Genomic DNA, 17,271 nt, shown 5'->3' with positions numbered 1-17,271 from the left:
TATGACCCCGTCCGGCCACGGCGCATTCTCGGCCGTCCCGCCGGGCGGGTCATACGGCCGCGGCTGCGCACCGGCCTTGATCGCGGTGGCACACGGCAGCCGCGACCCGCGTTCGGCCGCCACCATGCACGCCGTGGTCGAGCAGCTCGCCGCCGCCCGCCCCGATCTCGATGTGCGCCTGGCCTTCCTGGATCTGAGCACCCCCTCGGTCGAACAGGTCGTGGACGCCGTCGCCGCCGCGGGCCACACGCACGCGATTGTCGTGCCCCTCCTGCTCGGCAGCGCCTTCCACGCCCGCGTCGACCTCCCCGGTCTCCTCGCGACGGCGCAAGCCCGCAACCCTCGGCTGCAACTGACTCAGGCCGATGTCCTCGGCCCCGACCCGCGACTCATCGCCGCGCTGCGCGACCGAGTGCTGGAAAGACTCGCGCCGACCCACCCCGCAACGCGATTGGGCATTGCCGTGGCGGCAGTCGGCTCCTCCTCGGCGGCAGCCAACGCCCGCACCGCCGATGTGGCCCGGCGGCTCGCGGCGCTCACCGGTTGGCACACCGAAATCTGCTTCGCCACAACCGAGCCCACCGTCGTGGACGCAGTCGCCCGGCTCCGCGCCCGCGGCGCGGACGACATCCTCGTGGCCCCATGGTTCCTGGCCCCCGGCCTCCTCACCGACCGCCTCGTGGCCGCCGCGCCGAACGTGCTGCACGCCAACGTCCTCGGCCCGCACCGGGCACTCACCGACATCGTGTCGAACCGCTACGACGCCGCGATCACCTCGGCCCTCGCCCTGTCGGCCTGACCCCGCCGGTCCGTCCCGCCACGTTACGGGTGGGATTTGAAGAAGTCCCAGATGAGGTCGGTGGCGGAGATGCCTGCGGTGGCGTCGGGGAGGGAGCCTTGGGTTGCGCCGGGCCAGGAGTGGAACATTTCGGGGAGGCGGTAGACCTGGACTTCGCTGCCGTCGGCGCAGGTTGCGGTGGTGAGGGTGATACTGCGAGGGAAATTGGTTAGGGCGGGGGCGGGGGTGCAGCCGAGGCGTTCTTGCCAGCGGGTGATGCCTGCTTCGAAGCGGTCGGCGTAGCGGTCGCGGCCGCCTAGGAAGGTGAGGACGGGGACGGGGGTGGTGGGTTTGTAGGTGGGGGCGTCGGTGGGGGTGCCGATGAAGCCGCCGCTGACCGGGGCTATGGCGGCGAAGGTGCCGGGGAGTTCGACGGCGAGGCGGAAGGACATGTCGCCGCCGTTGGAGATGCCGGTGGCGTAGACGCGGGTGGGGTCGGCTTTCCAGGTGGTGGTCAGGCGGGTGATGACGGCTTTGATGAAGCCGACGTCGTCTTCGCTGCCGCAGCAGATCAGGGCGTTGAACGCGCCGGAGGCGCCTTCGGGATAGGCGACCAGGAAATTCTCGGTGTCCGCCTTGGCGTTCAGGGCGGACAGCTCGGTGATTTCGGCGGCGTCGCCGGGGCGGGGGTGCAGGGCTATCACGAGGGGCAGCGCGGTGGCGGCGGTGTAGCCCGGCGGTGCGTGCACGACATAGGAGCGGGTCTTGCCGCCGAATTCGAAGCGGACGGTGTGATCGCCGGGGCCCGGGGTCTCCGGCTGGGTGGCGGCGGTGGTGGACGCGGTGGCGTCGGTGGACGGGGAGGAACTGTCACACGCGGTCAGCGCGAGCGCGGATAGCGCTATGGCGGCGACGGCGATCGTGCGGAAGCCGAACATCGAATCACTATGCCACGCTTGACTTCTCCGACTGTCCGGATTGCGGGCATCGAACGACTCCCGTTCCGGGCGGTGCGGCTGCCGCGGCGGGCGCGGGTTCAGCCGATACGCTGGTCGGATGATCAAGGCCGTGGTGTTCGATGTGGGCGAGACGTTGATCGACGAGACTCGGATCTGGAGCCGGTGGGCGGATCGGCTGGGGGTGCCGCGGTTCGCCCTGCTGGGGGTGATCGGCGGGATGGCGGCGACGGGGCGGCCGCTGCTGGAGGCGTTCGACTTGGTGCGGCCGGGGATGGACGTGTGGGCGGAGGAGGCCGCGTGGGCCGCCGCGGAACCCGAGAGCCTGCGCAACAACTTCGACGAGGACGACCTGTATCCGGATGTGCGACCGGCGCTGGCGGAGGTGCGGCGGCGGGGCATTGCGGTGATCATTGCGGGAAATCAACCGCCGCAGGCGAAGTCGGCGCTGGAACGGATGGAATTGCCGGTGGACGCGATCTACACGTCCGCGGAGTGGGGGCTGGAGAAACCGGATCCCAAGTTCTTCACCAAGGTCGCGGAGGTGGCGGGGGTGGCCTGGGTGGAGATCGCCTATGTGGGCGATCGGATCGACAATGATGTGCTGCCCGCGCGCGAGGCCGGGATGCTGCCGGTGCTGATTCGACGGGGGCCGTGGGGTTATCTGAGTTCGGAGTTGCCGGGAGCGCTGTACGCCAACGTGGTGGACGACCTGCACGCCCTGCCGGATCTGCTCGCGCCCGCCTGACCCGATCCCGGATTTCATGACGCGTCACAACGCGACGGCGAATTTCCGCCAGCGCGGCCCTCTCGACCGGAGTTGTATATGACGTGTCAAGTACATCAGCTCTTCATCAAAGGGGAACGTAGTCATGGGATCTCGGTTCGAGTCGAAGGTTGTTCTGATCACCGGCGCCACCTCGGGGATCGGGCTGGCGGTGGCGCGGCGGGTGGCCGCCGAGGGCGCCGCCGTCGTGCTGGGTGCGCGCGGCAAGGAGGCCGGAGACAAGGCCGCCGAGGAGATTCGGGCGACCGGTGGGCGGGCGCTGTTCGTGCCCACCGATGTCACGGTCGAGGCGGACGTCGCCCGGCTGACCGATGCGGCGCTCAGCGAATTCGGCCGCCTGGACGGGGCTTTCAACAATGCGGGGGCCATCAATGCCTTCGGGCCGATCCAGGACATCACCGAGGAGGCTTGGCGGGCCGATCTCGAGTTGAATCTGACGGCCATCTACTTCGGGCTGCGGCACCAGGTTCCGGCCCTGCTCGGCTCCGGCGGCGGGGCCATTCTGAACAACGCCTCGAATCTGGGCGTGGTCGGCATGGGTTCGGTCGCACCGTATGTGGCCGCCAAGCACGGCATTGTCGGGCTCACCCGCGCTGTGGCGCTGGCGACGGCGGAGCAGGGGATCCGCGTGAACGCCATCGTCTCCGCGGCGGTGGACACCCCAGCCTTCCGCAATTCGATGGGCACTACTCCCGAAGGCGTGGCCGCCACCGCGGCCCTGCATCCGATGAACCGCATCTCGCAGCCCGAGGAGATCGCCAACTTCGCCGCCTTCCTGCTCAGCGACGAGGCCAGCTTCATTACCGGCGCCGCGCTCGCCGTGGACGGCGGATTCACCGCTCGCTGAGTGCGATCCGGCAGTCGTGAGAGCGACGACCGAGCCCACCATCGCGCCGGGCACTGGAGGCGCGAAGGTGGGCCGGTCGCAAGCGACGTCGGAATGGAGCGGAGTGGACCACGGCTCCACCACCATCCGCGTCGCCGTCTAGTGCGGGCTCAGCGGTTGCCGCCCCCGCCTCCCCCGCCGCCACCGCCAGCTCCACCGCCACCGGTGCCGCCGCCAGCTCCACCGCCACCGACACCACCGCCACCGACACCACCGCCACCGCCAGCTCCACCGCCGCCGATTCCGCCACCCGCACCAGCTCCGCCGCCGCCAGTTCCACCACCGGCACCAGCTCCGCCGCCGATTCCGCCGCCAGTTCCGCCGCCGCCGTTTCCGCTACCGCCGGAATTGGCTCCGCCGCCGCCGGTTCCACCACCGGCGCCACCACCGGACGTGCCGCCACCACCTTGGCCGCCTCCACCGCCGGAACCACCGCCGCTGGCTCCACCCCCGCCACCGGTTCCACCCCCGCCAGTGCCTCAACCACCGGTACCGCCACCGCCGGTATCGCCAGCACCGGAAGTGCCACCGCCGGTTCCGCCAGTGTCACCACCGACGGAGGTGTCACCACCGAGGTCACCGCCTGAAGTGCCTCCGCCGCTGTCGGTGCCACCCGTCGTTCCACCGGTGCTACCGCCCGCGGTCGTGTCGCCTCCGGTGCCGCCGCTCGTATCCCCGGTGGTCGTTCCTCCGGAGGTGGTGTCGCCTCCTGTAGTCCCGCCGTCGGAAGGTGTTCCGCCGGTTGTCGTTCCGCCGGTGGCGGGATCGCCGGTCGTCACGCCGCCGTCCGTCGTCGTATCGGGCGCCGGTGCGGGGGCGCTGTCCGGGGCCGGTGCGGTCTCGGGAGCGGGCACGGCGCCAGGGGCGGGCGCGGTTTCCGGAGCCGGAGCAGTTTCGGGCAGCGGGGCAGTCTCGGGAGCCGGTGCGCTCGGGACGGTTTCAGCGGCGGGGGTCGTGCCGGGCAGGTCGGCCGGAGCGGGTTGTGGGAGGGCCGCGCCCGGCTGCGTCACCTCCGGCGCCTTGGGGAGGCTGACCGCGGGCAGCTGATTCGGGATGGCGCCGACGGCGACGCTGAGCTCGGAGTAGTTCCAGAACGGCAGCGGGTTGGTGAATGTCGCCGGATTGGCGTAGGTCCCATTGCGAAATGCCTGCGGATCGCAGCGGTCCCCGGGCCCGTTGCTGGTGAAGCCGCGGTTCTTGGTCGCCTCCACCGGCCGCCCGCCGACCCAGTTCTGGGTGACGGTGGTGGTCGGGCCGCGCAGCGCCGCCGCGGTGACGGCGTGCGCGCCGCCGCCTCCGCCGTAGGCGCTCGCGACCTCGTCGAAGACGAGCACATCGCCCTGGCCGATACCGCCGCCGGTCGCGCCCACCGGTCCCGGTGCGGCCTGTAGCCCCGGCAGCCCGCCGGTGGGGCCGCCGAGCACGGTGGCCGCCGACATGGCGAGCGCGGAAGCCACTGCCGCACCGGAGAATACGGCCGCGCGCGGTGCGTAGCGTCCGATGGCGGAGCCGGTGTCGACGCTGCGGGCGGCGGCAATGGCCGCGCCGATGGCCACGGTGTGCGCGGGATCCGGCGCCATGACGATGGGTCGGCCGAGGTCGGCGAGCACGCGTCCGACCTCGGCCGGCCGCGCCGCGCCGCCGATGAGCAGCACGCGGTCGATATCGTCGAGATGCAGCCCGGCCCGGTGCACGCAGGAGCGCACCAGCCGTAGCGAGTTGCGAATATGCCAGCTGCGCAGGCGATTCGTATCGGAGGCGGGCACCACGGCCGAGACCGGCTGCGAGGCACCGGGCGCGATGCTGCGCGCATAGCGGGCCAGCAGGGTGCCCAGCGGGCGGCCGCCGTATTCGTGGGAGCGTTCGGCGCGGCCGAGAATGCCGCGCTCCTCGGGATCCTCCTCGGTGCGCACCACCGCGATATCGAAACTGTTGCCGCCGAGGTCGTAGACCAGCGTCAAACCCGCTCCGGAGACGCCGTATTCGGCATCGAGCCATTCCACCGCGGCCACGGGTTCGGGCATGAGCAGCACATCGGCCGCACCGGACCAATCCAGGGCCCGCCGCAGCCGGGTGACGTATTTGTCGGGATAGCACGCGGGATAGGTGGTGACGGCCGGGACTTCGGGCGCATGCGCCTCGATGAGACCGTTGACAACGGTGGCCACCAGATCGGCGGGCGACCAGATCCGCCCGCCGATGACCACCGGATCCGGCTCGGTCGTGAGATCGGCGAAATCCGTGACAACCGGGGCGAATCGGGGAATTCCACCAATTCGCGGCCCACCGGCACTGTCGAAGGTGACGGCCGTGCGCCGAACACGCACGGCGGGCCGGTTTCGTTCACCGGCCGTGGTCGCCCATACGGAGTTCACTGTGCCGATGCTCATGCCAAAGCCAACAGTCATCGCTATCCCGTCAACGCACCGAGACCACGGCCTCACGGGCGTACCAACCATGTGGTCGCGGTCGTTTTCCAAACAGCGCGTTCAGGTTAGCTGGCACATGCCGGATGTGAATATCGAATCGGGAGAAAAGATCTCGCGACCGGTAGCGAAGTTGGCAAACTACTGGTCAGGCAACTATGTCGCATGGACCGAGCCGAACTGGACACCAACACCATTCGATTGCAGCTACAACACAGCGAACGAATATTGGAAACCAACCGGTTCGCGATGAGTGTCCGAAAAACAAAACCGCAACGTCAGTTTGGGAGCGCAGATTGCCGATCACTGGTCGGTTGCTACCGCCGAGTTCCCAACTCGTGGCCGCCCATCGCCCGTGACTCACAGTGAATTCGCCTCTACTGCCCGAGTTGTCGTTCCGGGCAAACGCAGTATTACAACTCACACAACACAATTCGAAATGAAAAAACAAACCGACCGCCCCTGTGAAAAATCACGAGAGGCGGTCGGATTCGAGACCGTTTCGAAGCAGCCTACCGACTGCGCACCAACAGTGGCAGTAGTCGCCGCGGTCGGTTCACCGCGCCGCCGCGCACCACCTGCGGCCGCCGCGCTCCGACCAGTCGGTCGAATTCGTGGCCGCCACCGGCCGGTTCGGCCAGCCGCCCGGCATTGAAATCGTCGACCAGTTGCCGCACCGTCTGCTGTGCGCAGGACTTGTTGGTCCCGATAAAACCGGTCGGTCCCCGCTTGATCCAGCCGGTGACATACGTACCCGACACCACCGAACCACCGGCGCTCTCCAGCACCCGGCCGTCGAGATTCGGGATGATCCCGGCATTTTCATCGAATGGCAGTCCCGGCAGCGGCACCCCGCGATACCCGACGGAAGTGAGCACCAGGCCGGTCTCCAGCACCTCGGCCTCCCCCGTCGCCTCGGCCCGCACCGCACCGTCGGCTCCGGCGACGAGCGCATTGCGCATCACCTCGACACCGGTCACATGGTCCACGCCCGTGAACGCCGTCGGCGCCGACAGATACCGGAACACGATCCGCTTGCGCCCGCCGGTCGGCCGATCGGCCAGCTCGCGTAGCAGCTTCAGCTTCTGCCGCACCTTCCGCGGCATATCCGCGCTCGGCTCCGGTATCTCGCCGTCCACCACGATGTCCACATCGGCACCCAGCAGTCCCACGAACTCCGGCACCGTGAAGGCCGATTCCGCGGGCCCGCGGCGGCCGAGCACCACCACTTCCTCGATCCTGCTGCGCCGCAGGGCCGCCAGCGCCTGCGGCGCCACATCGGTCCCGGCGAGCAGCTCCGGATCGGTGGTCAGCAGCCGCGCCACATCCAGGGCCACATTGCCATTGCCCACGACGACCGCGCGCCGCCGCGTCAGATCGAAGTACCGTCCCGCCTGATCGGGATGCCCGTTGTACCAGGCGACGAAGTCGGTCGCGGAGACGCTGCCCGGCAGCCGCTCACCCGGAACGCCGAGCTTGCGATCACTCGACGCGCCGACGGCATAGATCACCGCGTGGTGATGCGCCAGCAGCTCGTCGTGCGAAATATGTTCGCCCACGGCCAGATTCAGGTACGATCCGAATCCGGGCTGCGCGGAGATCACATCGAACAGCTCGGACACCTTGCGGATCTTGGTGTGATCCGGCGCGACACCGAATCGCGCCAGCCCGTAGGGCGTGCGCAGCCGATCGATCACGGTCACCGAAACGCCAGGCTGCGTGAGCAATTCGTCGGCCGCGTACATGGCCGAGGGCCCGGAGCCGATAATGGCCACCCGCAACGGTTCCCGCCCCGCCTTGACCTCCGCCGCCGGAATCGGCCGCGCCAGCGGGGGCCTCGGCCGCGCCTGCCGATAGAAGTCGGCATTGATCTCGATGAACGGCTGCTGTTCCGCGGTCAGCTTTTTCGACGACACGATGGCGTCGACGGGGCATGCGGTGGCGCACGCCCCGCAGTCCACGCACGCCTGCGGATCGACGTACAGCATTTCCGCCGTCAGGAAATCAGGCTCGTCCGGCGTCGGATGGATGCAGTTGACCGGGCACGCGTACACGCACGACGCGTCGCTGCAACAGGATTGGGTGACAACGTACGGCATTGTACGTCCCCCCGCCTCAGGCTGCCTTGCCGGAGCGGATCGGCTCCGAGCGGTAGCGCGAGGACGGCCCGTCGATGCGCAGGATCTTCCAGACCCGCTTGGCGATCGGGTTCATGAGCCCGATCTCGTGGGCCAGCGCGCGCACATCGATGTAGTAGTCGCTGAAGACCTGCTTGGCCTCCTTGGAGCCGTAGAACAGCTCCTTGCGCACGGTGTCCGGAATATCGAATTTCTTGAAGAACGACCGGGGCGGGGTCGCGATGGCGCGGCCCAGGATCCACATGACGATGGGCATGGCGATGGAGAGCACGAACCGCTGCGGCATGGCCTGCTCGGGCACGTGCTGCTTGAGGAACTCGTGCGCGAAGGAGATGTGGCGCGCCTCCTCGGCGACGTGAATCGCCATGACGCCGCGCATGATCGGATGCACTTCCTCGCCGGAGCGCAGGATCTGCTTCTGGATGTGGTCGATCGGCTCCTCGCCGACGAGCACGGCCATGAAGAACAGATTGGGGAACATGACCGCCACGGGCACGCCGAGGTGGCGCAGCTGGCGCACCAGCGGGCCCATACCGGGCACGTCGGCGCCGATGCGGTTCACCATCTCCTGGAACATCAGGGTGTGGTTGAGTTCCTCGGCCATCTCGTGGGTGCAGTACCGGAACTCCGGATCGCCATTGGCCAGTCCGAAGGTGTGCTGCACCATGCCGCTGATGAGAATGGACTCGAATTGCAGTCCGGCCTTGGCCACATTCGCCTGCCGGTACTTGCCGATGGCGATCTTCTGCTCATCGCTCAGCGCCTGGTACCAGGGGTGGCGACCCAGCGGGTCGGCGGAGCGAGGCAGGATCCAGCGCTCGGGCTTGGCATCGACGTCGAAGTCCGGGTTCTCCCAGTCGATGTCCTCATAGGGATCGAAGTGCTTGTTGACCGATCCTTCCGACAGCAGCAGCAGCTTCTGCGCGTACTCCAGCGCTTCGGCAACCACGGGATCGTCGATGGGTGTCGCGGTCGGAGACATCGTCGTCACCTCTCCAGTCAGCGTATTATCTGTACCCAATGGTTACAGCAAATCGGAGTACCGTCAACATGCACTAGCAGGATGCTTGCACAAGTCGCCGTCACGCGCCGAGTTTTGGCGAGCAAACCGGCCGGTAACCTGCGGATCAGATGGCGGCGACGCGGGTCACCCGCCGGAACAGATCTGCTAGCACGTGGTGCCGATGCGCCGCCGATTCCTGCGCCAGCACCGCCTGCCGGGCCGCGATGGCCGCGCCGTCGGCAATGGTGCGCTCCGGATCCGGGGCCACGGTGACCGGCCGGGCCAGCTGGGTGGCCAGCACCCGCGCCACTTCCGGCGGGCGCGCCGCGCCGCCGACCACCAGCACCCGGTCCACATCGGCCATGGTCACATCGGCGATGCGCAGGCAGCGATAGACCAGTTTCAGCGAGGTCATGATGTGCTCGGTGCGCAGTTCCCCGGCATCGGCATCGTCGACCATGCGATTGGCGATCGGCCCGTCGGGCGTGCGCCGCATCTTCTTGGCCACCAGCCCGCCGAAGGCCCGCCCGCCGAAATCGGCGGAATGCTGCGGTATGCCGACGATCGGATTGCTGGGCGCGCCCGCGCCCACCCGCACCAGCGTCACATCCAGCCCGGAGCCGCCGAGGTCGTAGATGAGCGCCAGACCCGGCATGAGCGGACCGCGCTGGACGCGCAGCCAGGTGGCGGCGGCAATGGGCTCGGCGATCAACTCCGCCCCGGCCAGCCCGACCGCGTCGAGCGCCGTGCGCAGATCGGTCACCAGATTCGCGGAGTACCCGGCCGGATGGGTGACCGCGATGCCGGTGTCCGGCCGCGCCGTCTGTCCTGCCGGAGCCTTCCCCAGCACCTCCTCGATCACGCTATTGGCCACGGTGGCAATGAGATCCGCGGCCGAGAGCGCTCGGTGACCGACCCGCGCGACCGGCGCACCCCGCTGGGTGAGATCGGCGAATTCGGTAATGACCCGCCCGTGCCGCGGAATGCGGCCGACCCGGGCGGTGCCGGACGAGTCGAAGGTGAGGGTCGTGCGCCAGGTCGTCGGCGGCGCCCCCTTGCGTCCCGGTGGATATTTGCCCGCCCGATCGGCCGCTGTCGCGCAGACCGTATTGACCGTGCCGATACTGAGTCCCACACCGAACGCCATCACATCCACCTCGATCGACGAGCCGTTCATCGAAACCAGTTCCGGCAGCGGACCCTGGACCCGACCCGAATTCATGCAACTCCTGCGCCGGATGCTTGCCAACCACCGGACACGAAGTTGTCCGCAACTGCGCCTCTTCGGGGAGACAGCCATGCTGGCCAGCACGGCTACGGAGGACAGACCTTCAACCATTCCAGGTCGCGAAGTGTTTGCGCTCCCCCGCCTCCCCGAGAATTCAGCGCCCGGCTGAGAGCCGTTCGCCGACCTGCACGCGTGCCGCCGGTTGGGAGCCAACCCGATTTTGGACGTACCCCACGAGTTACCCGGACCGTACGAAATCAGCTGTCGCGTTTGCGAAAAACAGATCGCCCCCGGCTCCAGTCAACCGGAGCGGGGGCGATCTTGGAGCGAGTTACTTGGCCTGGGGCGTCAGCACCGACGAGGACAGGACCGACACCAGGGTGTAGGCCAGATTGACCAGGTCGGAGGCGACGCCGTGATTGCCCATGAGCATCTTGGCCAGCGGGCCCAGCATCTGGATCGCCGTCTGCACCAGGGTGCTCATGGACTCCACGTCGACCGTCTTGGAGTTCTTGTCCGACGGCGCCTGACCACCCGGATTCGTTTGCGCGCCAGGGCTTGTCTGGGCACCCGGACCGGTCGGGGCACCCGGGCTCGCCTGACCGCCGCCCGGGGCCTGTGCGCCCTGGCCGGACGGCACGCCCGGGTTGTAGTGCGCACCCTGATTCGCACCCGGGTTGGTCTGCGCACCCGGTGCGGTCGCACCCGGCGCGGCCCTGCCGGGAACCGTGCCGCCCGGAGCCGGATTCTGCGGCGCCGAGATCGGCTTGACGGCCACCGGAGCTTCGAGGGTCGCCGGGCCGATGGCGGGCCGCGACGGCTCCTTGTCGGCCGGTACGGGCTGCGGCTGTGCTTGCGGCACTTGCGATGGCGGGACGACGGGCGCCTGCGGCTCGGCCGGAGCGGGCTGCGGCTCGACGAGCCCGGCCTGCGGCTGGGGCGCGACCTGCGGTTGCGGTGCGGCCTGCGGGGCCGCCTGCGGCTGGGGTGCCGCTTGCGGCTGCGCTTCGGCACCCGGCACCGGCTGCACCGGTCCGGGTTGAGCCTGTCCCGGCTGAGCCTGTCCCGGCTGAGCTTGACCCGGCTGCGCCTGCGGCTCGACCGGTGCGGGTCCGCCCTGCGGCAGCGCCTGCGATTCGGGCGCGGCCGGAGCCTGCGTCGGCACCTCGAATTGCGCGGGCTGTGCGGGTTGCGCGGGCTGAGCCTGCGGTGCGGGCGCGGCGCCCGCCTGATCGGCGCCGTTCGGCTCGATCGGCAGCCCGAGCAGATATCCGACTATGCCGGTGGTGATCGTGACCGCGTGCCGCAGTTGGCTTTCCGGCGTTTCCAGCTGCACCGCGTCCTCGGCATTGGCGCCATTGCCCATTTCGAGGAAGACGTCGGGCACCCGGGTCAGTGCCGGTCCGGCCACATCGGAGCGGGTCTGCAAACCCTCGACCGCGCCGTTGTGTGCGGCGGCCGGGAATCCGGCCTGCAGATAGGCGTCGCGCATGGCCTTGCTCGCGATCAGCCCGGCCCCGGCCTGGACCTCATTGGCCTTGGCATCGGGAATCGGCAGCTGCGGCACGATGAGGTGGAAGCCGTGCGCCTCGGGGGCGGCGCTGTCGGCGTGAATGCTGATGGCGATATCGGCGCCGGATTGATTGGCGGCCGCGGCGCGTTCGTCGATGCAGCCGCCCCAACCGGTGTCGTCCGGGCGGCTCAGCACCACGCGCGCACCGAGCCCCTCCAGCGAGGTGCGCACCAGCTGCGCCACATTCCAGTTGACGGTGTGCTCGGGTATGCCGTTCAGCGTGGTCATACCGCTGGTCTGGCAGTTCTTGGTGCCGCCGCGGCCGTCGGTGACCGGGCGCGAGACATCCTGATTGTGGTTGGGCCCCTGATGACCGGGATCCAGGAAGACGGTCTTCCCGACGAGCTTCTGGGGCAGTTCCGGCAGGACCGGATCAGCATGGGCGGTGACCGGCACCAGACCGGCCACTGTCGAGAATGCCGCGGCCGTAACGGCGGTGAAGATACCGGCCTTGACCATGTTCGGCTTCATACGCGGTGACGGCGCTCCCGGGAACGGGGCGCCCCTCCCTTCCCACTAGTAACACCAAACCCAGCTGTTAACTCTGGCAACTCCAGTTACCAATTAGCAAGCCACGTGATCGAACTGTTACCAGTGGTCAGAAGGTTGGAAAGCGCTGATCAGCGGTCCCGAGACCGCGTCGGGCAACCGACCACTTGCCCAACTATCCCGCAATTCCGGGCGCCCACCGGGGCGACGCGCCCGGAGACTTCCCGGACGGTCCGCTACCCGGCGAGGATGCGATCCCCCTCGACTCGCACGGCGCGCGCGTCGAGCGGGCGGGGGGCAGGTCCGCCTGCCACGCTGCCGTCCAGATTGAAGCTGCTGTTGTGGCATTTGCAGTTGATCGTGCCATTGCTGACCTCGGCCACCTTGCAGCCCAGATGCGTACAGGTGGAGGAGAAGCCCTGATAGTTGCCCGCGGTGGGCTGGGTGATGACGGTGTCGCCCTTGATGACACCCCCGCCGACCGGCACCTCACCGGTGGTGGCGAGCTCGGCGCCGTCCTGCTTCTCCTGCTTGGCGCCATTGTCGGACGCGGCCGCGGCATTGTCGTTCGCACCGTAGGTGTCACACGCGGCGACGGTCACCACGGCGGCGGCCGCAATGCCCGTGGCCGCCAGGGCGCGGCGGCGATCGATCTGGAAAGGGGTGTGTTCGGTCATGGGAGTACTCCTCCATCAGGGCAGACTCGTACCGTCGGCCGCTGCTTGTTCGACGTGTGGGCGGGGCGCGGGGTTCACCCGAGGGGCTGATTCAGGACCCGAACCCTTTGACCCGGAAATACCAGACCGCCGAAGTGAACCAGAGTCCGGCGAATCCGGTGAACAAAAGCCCGCCCGCGACCGGGAGCGCCCAGCCGGGTAGCCCTTTGCGGGTGAGCAACAGCATCTTGGTCACGAAGATGCCGTAGACCAGGCAGCCCAGCAGCGAATGCCACAGGACCCGGGTGGTGTAGTCCTCGAAACCGAAGGCGTAGAAGCAGTGCACCGCCACCGGGACGCTCACCAGCACCGCGATCCGGCCGGACCACACGTGCAGGACCGAAGTCCACCGTCCGCCGCGGATCCCCGGAATCTGGCCGTACATGACCAGGGCGCTCACGACCTGGCCGAGCGCCAGCACCACCACCACGGTCGCCATCCAGGATTTCACCGCGCCCGGACTGGAGAACCCGGCCAGGCTGACCGCATAGCCGCGGGGTTCGTGGGTCGAGGCGTAGACGCCGAGCGCGATCGAGGTGGCCGCACCGGCCAACACTATGAGCGCGATGGTGAGAGCGGCGGCGCGCGGCGCCGACTCGCGGGGCGTGGGTTCAGAAATCGCTGTCATCGCCGTCGACCTTCCGGGCATTGGGTGCGAGATCCGGTGCGGGAACCGTGGATCCGTCGGCCTTGCGGCGGACTCCGGTAATGGAGCCGTCGGGCCGGACGATCCAGCTGTCGCGGCCGGAATCGGAGCGGGCGATATACAGTCCGGCCGGGGCCTGCACCGGCGGTGCCGTGAATTCGTATTTCTTGCCCGCCAATGTCAGTGTGCCGCTGAGATCTTCACCTTCCAGCGCGGCTTCGAGATTGGAATTGTTGCCCGTCAATGTCATGCGCCCGGAACTGGCCGCGCCGCTGAGCCAGGTCTCGACGGAAACACCGTCACAGGCATAGGCGACGGCCTTCGCTCCCGTGACCGTGACGGACAGCGTAATGGGCCGCCCGGAGGCGGTCTGAATATCGGTGACATAGTCGGCCTGGGCGGGGAAGGCCGAAATCGTCGTGGCGCCGGGGGAATTCGGGGAAGTGGCGGTCGGCGCGGTCGCCGAAGGATGGTCCTGACCGGTGACATAGTCGGCAATGAGCAATCCGCCGCCGAGTGCGGCGACGGCGGCGAGGGTGAGGAATGGTCCGGCCAGTTTCATGGCGTGGTCCTTCTATGCGCTGAGCGGCAGACGGCGCAGCGAGCGGAGGGCGTAGTGCACGCGGGTCTTGACGGTTCCGACGGGGACGCCGAGATCGGCGGCCACGTCCTGATAGGCGCGGTCGCGCAGGATGACCTGGACGACGGCGTCACGTTGCGGATCGGGCAGGTGGGCGAGGAGTTCGGCGACCAGCAGGCCGTCGGAGACGGATTCGGCGAAGTCCGGTTTGGCGTGGCGACCCTCGGCGAGTTCGCCGATCTCGTCCCAGCTGGTGTCGCCGGGGCGGGCGGCGCGAACTCGGGCGATATCGGTGAGCACATTGCGTTCGATGGTGAGCAGCCAGGTACGGACGCTGCCGCGGGCGGGATCGTAGGTGGCACACGCCTTCCAGGCCCGCAGCAGGGTTTCCTGGACGGCGTGTTCGGCGAGTCCAGTGTCACCCAGGCGGCGGACGGCACGCCAGTGCAAGAGGGCCTTGTCGGCGGCGAGTACGGCAGACAGGCCGGAGTCGGTACAAAGACGGGCACAATGAGAGGTGCATCCGGGTGAGCCGGTGGGCACGGCGTCCGGGAGGGGTCGAAGTCTTCTCATGCCCTGAATATCGTTGGCGGTACCTGGAACGACATCGGTGGTTTCTGCCCAATTCCAGCGAACCACCAAAACAGACCGACTTTTCTGATAAACCCCTCCCCGGGAGATGCGGGGATCGCCCGAACCGCCCGGCCGTGAGGAACGGGAGGTCAGCAAGCTCGAGGGAGGAAAACCGTGCGTGTACGCGCGCTTGGAACCGCGGGGGCCATGGCCGCCGCACTGATGCTTTTCACATCCGGTCTCGCCGCCGCCGAACCGGCAACGGAGATCACGGTGGACGGCCTCTACCTGGTCAATGTCGACCTGAAGCCGGGCACCTACCTGGCCGACGGGACGCCGGATCCGGCCACCGGCGGCTGCTGGTGGCGGCGGTTGTGGCATGCCCAGACAGAGTCCGATTACAACGACCCGAACTACTACATCATCGCCAGCGATTTCACCCGCACCAAACCGGTGCGCGTGGTCATCGAGGCCGGGGATGTCGCATTCAGCACCCAGAATTGCGGCGCCTGACGGCTGGTTCCGGACGTGCACACCGGTTCGTTCGGCTGAACAATTCAGGATAAATCGGACATTGATGTAGAACGGTTTCTTTTTGGGTACCCCCGTCAGCGGCACCGCATCGCACGGTCCGTACACACCGGAGGTACACCATGAACCAATCCGATCCGTCCCAGCACCTTCGATTCGCCTGGCGCAAGAGCAGCTTCAGCGGACCCAACGGCAATTGCGTCGAAGCGGCCCGCCTGCCCGACGGCAGTGTGGCCGTACGCAACAGCAATGATCCGGACGCGGGCATTCTGCTGTTCCGGAAGTCGGAGATGGCCGCGTGGATCGCCGGGTGCAAGGCCGGGGAATTCGACGACCTCGCCTAGCTCCCGCCGACTCGGAAAATCGGGAGAGCCGCCCCACCGCCGGGGCGGTTCTCCCGTCGTAGGGTGGCCTGCATGACGAGGCGCAAGATTCTCATAACCGGTGCGAGTTCGGGCCTGGGCGCGGGCATGGCCCGCGAATTCGCCCGGCGCGGCCGCGATCTGGCCCTGTGCGCACGACGGGTGGCGAATCTGGAGGAGTTGCGCGCCGAACTGCTGGCCACCCATCCGGACATCACGGTGGCGGTGCGCGCCCTAGACGTGGACGATCACGCGACGGTGCCCGTGGTCTTCGGTGAACTGCGCGAGGAACTGGGCGGGCTGGACCGGGTCGTGGTGAATGCGGGCATCGGCAAGGGCGCGCTCGTGGGCACCGGGCGCGCCGCCGCCAATCTGGCCACGGCCACCACGAATTTCGTGAGCGCCCTCGCTCAGGCCGAGGCCGCCATGAGCATCTTCCGCGCCCAGGACGCCGGGCATCTGGTGCTCATCTCGTCCGTGAGCGCGGTGCGCGGACTGCCCGGGAAGAAGGCCGCCTATTCGGCCAGCAAGGCCGGGCTCTCGGCGCTGGGCGAGGCGCTGGCGATCGAGTTGCGCCGCAGCCCGATCAAGGTCACCACCGTGCAGCCGGGTTTCATCGCCACCGATCTGTCCGCCCGCGCCGGTGACGCCAAACTCGTTGCCCCGCTGGACAAGGGCGTTCGGGCCATGGTGGCCGCCATCGAACGGGAGGCGGTGCGCGCCTCGGTGCCGGAATGGCCGTGGCGGGCGCTGGCCGCCGTCATGCCGCTGCTGCCGCGCGGCGTCATGGCGCGTATGGGCTGAACCTTCCCCCGCCCGCCTCGCCCCAACTAGGTTGGCCCACATGGCGAAATTCACGACCTGGGACGGCTTGCAGCTGAACTACACGGTGTGGGAGGGCGAGGGCACGCCGGTGGTGCTCCAGCACGGCATCGTCGCCGATACCAATGCCAACTGGATGAGCGTGGGGGTGGTGTCGGCGCTGCAGCGGGCCGGGCATCACATTGTCTCCCTGGATGCGCGCGGGCACGGGCGCTCGGAGAAACCGCACGATCCGGCGCGGTACTCCTGGCAGGCCATGGCCGCCGATGTGCGCGCGCTCTACGACGAGCTCGGACTGGATCGGGTCGTGCAGGTGGGGTATTCGATGGGCGGCATCATCTCGCTGCTGGTCGCGGCCGCCGACCAGCGGGTCGAACGGCTCGCGGTGGGCGGTATCGGCTCCGGCGTGGTGGACTGCGGCGGCATCGACTGGCGGGTGATCGCCGCCGAGGACGTCATCACGGCCATGCGGGGCGACGGGGTCGGCGCGCCCCCGATCGCGCGCATGTTCCGGATCCTGGCCGATGCGGTCGGTTCGGATCGCGAGGCCATCGCCGCGGTGGCCGCGGCCTTGAACGAGGCCCCGATCAAGAGCGTCGCGGATATCTCGGTGCCGACGCTGGTGCTGGCGGGCAATTCGGATCCGTTCGCCGCCGAACCCGAGCGGCTGGCCGCGGCCTTCCCGGACGCCGGGCTGGCGGTGGTGCCCGGCGATCACCTCATGGCCGTCGCCGATCCGGGATTCTCGCAGGCCCTGGTCGAATTCCTGGGCTGAGC

At 68.6% G+C, this 17,271-nt stretch carries 18 protein-coding genes; 7 read left to right on the top strand and 11 right to left on the bottom strand.

Annotated features, from left to right (window positions below):
• The first annotated feature begins 1 nt into the window (after nucleotide 1).
• Entirely contained in the window at nucleotides 2-799 is a 798-nt protein-coding gene (locus NC4_RS21700) for a sirohydrochlorin chelatase (RefSeq protein WP_084529578.1), read from the top strand.
• Nucleotides 800-822: 23 nt separating this feature from the next.
• Here the strand turns inward: NC4_RS21700 and NC4_RS21695 are convergent, their stop codons facing one another.
• On the bottom strand, nucleotides 823-1,716 hold the full coding sequence (locus tag NC4_RS21695; RefSeq protein WP_084529576.1) for a CE1 family esterase: 894 nt from the start codon (nucleotides 1,714-1,716) through the stop codon (nucleotides 823-825).
• A 118-nt stretch (nucleotides 1,717-1,834) separates the two neighbouring features.
• Between NC4_RS21695 and NC4_RS21690 the strand changes: the two genes are divergently transcribed.
• Complete coding sequence (locus tag NC4_RS21690; protein ID WP_174566872.1) at nucleotides 1,835-2,482, top strand: HAD family hydrolase; 648 nt, start codon at nucleotides 1,835-1,837, stop codon at nucleotides 2,480-2,482.
• A gap of 124 nt (nucleotides 2,483-2,606) precedes the next feature.
• Nucleotides 2,607-3,368: an SDR family NAD(P)-dependent oxidoreductase gene (locus NC4_RS21685; protein WP_067541296.1), complete on the top strand. Its 762-nt coding sequence runs from the start codon at nucleotides 2,607-2,609 to the stop codon at nucleotides 3,366-3,368.
• Here NC4_RS21685 and NC4_RS21680 read toward each other — a convergent pair.
• The 10 genes from NC4_RS21680 to NC4_RS21635 form a co-directional block, all read right to left on the bottom strand.
• Entirely contained in the window at nucleotides 3,355-3,894 is a 540-nt protein-coding gene (locus NC4_RS21680) for a hypothetical protein (protein WP_157555031.1), read from the bottom strand. The genes NC4_RS21685 and NC4_RS21680 overlap by 14 nt on opposite strands.
• Nucleotides 3,887-5,797 (bottom strand): Hsp70 family protein, encoded by a 1,911-nt coding sequence (locus tag NC4_RS40430; protein ID WP_067541292.1) that lies wholly within the window; start codon nucleotides 5,795-5,797, stop codon nucleotides 3,887-3,889. Before NC4_RS40430 ends, NC4_RS21680 begins: the two co-directional genes overlap by 8 nt.
• A 548-nt stretch (nucleotides 5,798-6,345) precedes the next feature.
• Nucleotides 6,346-7,932, bottom strand: coding sequence for an FAD-dependent oxidoreductase (locus tag NC4_RS21670; protein ID WP_067541289.1), 1,587 nt, complete (start codon nucleotides 7,930-7,932; stop codon nucleotides 6,346-6,348).
• 16 nt (nucleotides 7,933-7,948) lie between these two features.
• The gene (locus NC4_RS21665; RefSeq protein ID WP_067541287.1) at nucleotides 7,949-8,953 is read right to left on the bottom strand and encodes an AurF N-oxygenase family protein; all 1,005 of its coding nucleotides are present in this window, start codon (nucleotides 8,951-8,953) and stop codon (nucleotides 7,949-7,951) included.
• Between the two features lie 145 nt (nucleotides 8,954-9,098).
• Nucleotides 9,099-10,196 carry an Hsp70 family protein gene (locus NC4_RS21660; protein WP_067541285.1) on the bottom strand — a complete coding sequence of 366 codons (1,098 nt, stop codon included), beginning with the start codon at nucleotides 10,194-10,196 and terminating at the stop codon, nucleotides 9,099-9,101.
• Nucleotides 10,197-10,533: 337 nt separating this feature from the next.
• A complete protein-coding gene (locus NC4_RS44780; protein ID WP_067541283.1) occupies nucleotides 10,534-12,246 on the bottom strand; it encodes an N-acetylmuramoyl-L-alanine amidase in 1,713 nt (570 codons plus the stop codon).
• A gap of 254 nt (nucleotides 12,247-12,500) precedes the next feature.
• Nucleotides 12,501-12,941: a QcrA and Rieske domain-containing protein gene (locus NC4_RS21650; RefSeq protein ID WP_067541281.1), complete on the bottom strand. Its 441-nt coding sequence runs from the start codon at nucleotides 12,939-12,941 to the stop codon at nucleotides 12,501-12,503.
• A gap of 91 nt (nucleotides 12,942-13,032) precedes the next feature.
• Nucleotides 13,033-13,608 (bottom strand): DUF6529 family protein, encoded by a 576-nt coding sequence (locus NC4_RS21645; protein WP_067541278.1) that lies wholly within the window; start codon nucleotides 13,606-13,608, stop codon nucleotides 13,033-13,035.
• Nucleotides 13,592-14,188 carry a hypothetical protein gene (locus NC4_RS21640; RefSeq protein WP_067541276.1) on the bottom strand — a complete coding sequence of 199 codons (597 nt, stop codon included), beginning with the start codon at nucleotides 14,186-14,188 and terminating at the stop codon, nucleotides 13,592-13,594. The genes NC4_RS21645 and NC4_RS21640 overlap by 17 nt, the downstream gene beginning before the upstream one ends.
• Before the next feature lie 12 nt (nucleotides 14,189-14,200).
• Complete coding sequence (locus NC4_RS21635; protein WP_084529644.1) at nucleotides 14,201-14,779, bottom strand: sigma-70 family RNA polymerase sigma factor; 579 nt, start codon at nucleotides 14,777-14,779, stop codon at nucleotides 14,201-14,203.
• A gap of 174 nt (nucleotides 14,780-14,953) precedes the next feature.
• Between NC4_RS21635 and NC4_RS21630 the strand changes: the two genes are divergently transcribed.
• The 4 genes from NC4_RS21630 (at nucleotide 14,954) to NC4_RS21615 (ending at nucleotide 17,269) form a co-directional block, all read left to right on the top strand.
• Entirely contained in the window at nucleotides 14,954-15,292 is a 339-nt protein-coding gene (locus NC4_RS21630) for an Rv1352/Rv1906c domain-containing protein (RefSeq protein WP_245721831.1), read from the top strand.
• A 140-nt stretch (nucleotides 15,293-15,432) separates the two neighbouring features.
• Nucleotides 15,433-15,654 carry a DUF397 domain-containing protein gene (locus NC4_RS21625; RefSeq protein ID WP_067541272.1) on the top strand — a complete coding sequence of 74 codons (222 nt, stop codon included), beginning with the start codon at nucleotides 15,433-15,435 and terminating at the stop codon, nucleotides 15,652-15,654.
• Nucleotides 15,655-15,726: 72 nt separating this feature from the next.
• Nucleotides 15,727-16,476 (top strand): SDR family oxidoreductase, encoded by a 750-nt coding sequence (locus NC4_RS21620; protein WP_067541270.1) that lies wholly within the window; start codon nucleotides 15,727-15,729, stop codon nucleotides 16,474-16,476.
• Between the two features lie 40 nt (nucleotides 16,477-16,516).
• Nucleotides 16,517-17,269 carry an alpha/beta fold hydrolase gene (locus tag NC4_RS21615; RefSeq protein WP_067541268.1) on the top strand — a complete coding sequence of 251 codons (753 nt, stop codon included), beginning with the start codon at nucleotides 16,517-16,519 and terminating at the stop codon, nucleotides 17,267-17,269.
• The last annotated feature ends 2 nt before the right edge of the window (nucleotides 17,270-17,271 follow it).

Origin of the sequence: Nocardia crassostreae, from assembly GCF_001613405.1 — a bacterium.
Lineage (GTDB): Bacteria > Actinomycetota > Actinomycetes > Mycobacteriales > Mycobacteriaceae > Nocardia > Nocardia crassostreae.
The sequence above is the reverse complement of the archived record's forward strand: the minus strand, read 5'-3'. Positions and strand labels throughout refer to the sequence as shown.